The organism is Paenibacillus sp. P4_E11, assembly GCF_056401635.1.
This window is the reverse complement of sequence record NZ_JBFUIX010000363.1, coordinates 1-2,104: the sequence shown is the minus strand read 5'-3', so window position 1 is coordinate 2,104 and position 2,104 is coordinate 1. Positions and strand designations below refer to the sequence as shown.

At 50.0% G+C, this 2,104-nt stretch carries 2 protein-coding genes and 1 pseudogene; all 3 read right to left on the bottom strand.

Annotated features, from left to right (window positions below):
* Positions 1–860, bottom strand: a pseudogene (locus tag AC1DWB_RS34020) (hypothetical protein); the annotation flags it as partial.
* Entirely contained in the window at positions 847–1,611 is a 765-nt protein-coding gene (locus AC1DWB_RS34015; protein WP_477545497.1) for a DUF6063 family protein, read from the bottom strand. The pseudogene AC1DWB_RS34020 and the gene AC1DWB_RS34015, both read right to left, overlap by 14 nt.
* Before the next feature lie 10 nt (positions 1,612–1,621).
* Positions 1,622–2,104, bottom strand: a 483-nt coding sequence (locus AC1DWB_RS34010) for a hypothetical protein (protein ID WP_477545496.1), incomplete at its 5' end; no start/stop codon positions are given.

Here is a 2,104-nt window from a genome sequence, read left to right as displayed (position 1 = left end):
GTGGACAAGGGTCCAGCATAATCGATGAACTCCCGATACGCCTGCTCTCGCTGTTCCAGGATCGGGAGTCGTTGTGCAACCGTTGCGGCATCGATGAACATGCGTTGCAGCGAGGTTTCGTCTTCTCGCAGCCCTTCATTGAGACTGGCACCGATTTCGGGCAAGATCAAGTTCTCGAACAGCTTGTCGTTGGTGAAGGCGTCGTTCTTGCTGAAGTATCCCTTGATCCCTCCTTCTTCCCCGTTAATTCGCTTCATGCTTCGCCACTCGGCGATATGAATATCCCGCTCAGTCAGGAAGTCATAATACTTTTTCAAGTCAGAGCTGTGGCTGCCGAAGGATACAATCTGATTGCGCCGGTTACGAACGAATTGCTGAATGGTATCGAAGGATACCGCTTGTTCGGCTTCCGAATCATATAAGGGTAAAGTGGTGAGACTAAGCTCAGCTCCTTCCTTGTAATCCATCAGAGCATAGAGCAAGTAGTCGACCTTCACATCTTGTTGGTCCATCGAGGTGTTCGCCGTAATGGCAATTCCGGTCGTGATGAACTCCACGCGTTCACTGTGATCCAAGCGCCATTCGATTCCGACATGGAACGTATAAGGACGAAGCTGTTTCTTCAAGTTGTAGAAGAAAGCTTCGACCTGATTCTCGTTGTTTTTCCCCCAAGGTGTCTTAGGAATGAGCAGTTGAAAAATAAGCTGCAGCAAAACACCCTTTCCGCCTCCGTTCATCAACGTAATGAGCGTATTGTCCGGATCGTTGTCATTGCACATATCCAGAATCAGATCATCATACTTCTTAAGCATCTTCTCATACTTAACTCCGACAATTCGGATTCGTTCAATGCGTGGCATGTGCGGGGTCACCTTCCTTCGCTGTTAACGTTTGCTCGATTAATCCGCGCAGTTCTTTGTATCGACTTACGTCATGGAACAGGTAGCGCATCCGCTCATAGAGCTCTTCCCGGGGGAATACCCGCTTCTCGGAATCCGAGACGAACACGAGCTGTTCATCTTCAAGCATCTTCATCGCTTCATGGATGAGACCGAACCGCGAATTGGAACCCCGCGTTAACTGGTCTCCCTCTTCCTGATTTTTCGTCTGATTGAATAGAACGTGCCACACCTCATGCATAGCGCGAATATCCAGCCTCCATTCCTTACTGAATCGGCCTTCTGACTCCTCCAGTTGAGACCACGCCTGGAAGAGTGCGGACACCTGTTCTGTGATCTGGAGGTAAGACATGCTGTCTTGTCCAGCCTTGAAATGCTGCTCATCCTGGTCCATCTCAGCCAAGAATACGAGGATAATGATGTTCATAATGTGCATATGAACCTTACGGTCAACCCTCGAATACTTGCTTCGCAACTGCGTGAAGTTGGAGGCGAAGCCCGAACCGATAGGATTGACCAGCAAATGAAGGCGAAGCCCGGAATTCATCACCCGACACCCGGCTTCCTGCGCCACATATTGAAGCGCGTCGAATGACTTGGCATCTTGCATACACTCCGTAACAGACGGATCATCGACGGGGAGAACACGTTTGCGAAGCAGCTCGAAGAACAGCCGGGAAGCCTGCTGCACTTGTTCGATCGAATAGTTCATGGTCAACACCTCACCTCTCTAGCAATGTAACGGTAAACGGACTTATCTCAAGTCCCGGCCATCGCACCATATGTGTGTGTTCCGGGTTAATCGTCGTTCGAATCCATTTGTTATGCAGCACTTCAAGTCGTGGATCAAGCGTAAGYACATGATGAATTAACAGTTGGGCCTCATCAGAGACGTTATCCAGGACACCCTTATTCCATTGGATGGGGACATCAGCGTGGAATAGCTGGATCAATAGATCAATCGCATCCGGTGTTTGGGACCATCTGATCTTCTCACTCGGGGTAAAGAACTCATCCGAGAACGTGAACGTACCAGTCTCTAGCAGAGCAACGAAAACAGGCCGCCACAATGAAGCTACTTCCTGCCAAGGAATACTTTTCGCCTTGTAAGAATCCGAGGATGCAGGTTCGCCATCATCCTCATCTTCTGCTCCAACATCCGGCGCGAATCCCAGCTCTTGTTCCCCCCAGGCCCACTGTAGCGG

What these genes read in the sequence shown, in the direction of transcription:
- AC1DWB_RS34015 (WP_477545497.1), bottom strand. Translation starts at nt 1,611, where the DNA reads ATGAACTATTCGATCGAACAAGTGCAGCAGGCTTCCCGGCTGTTCTTC.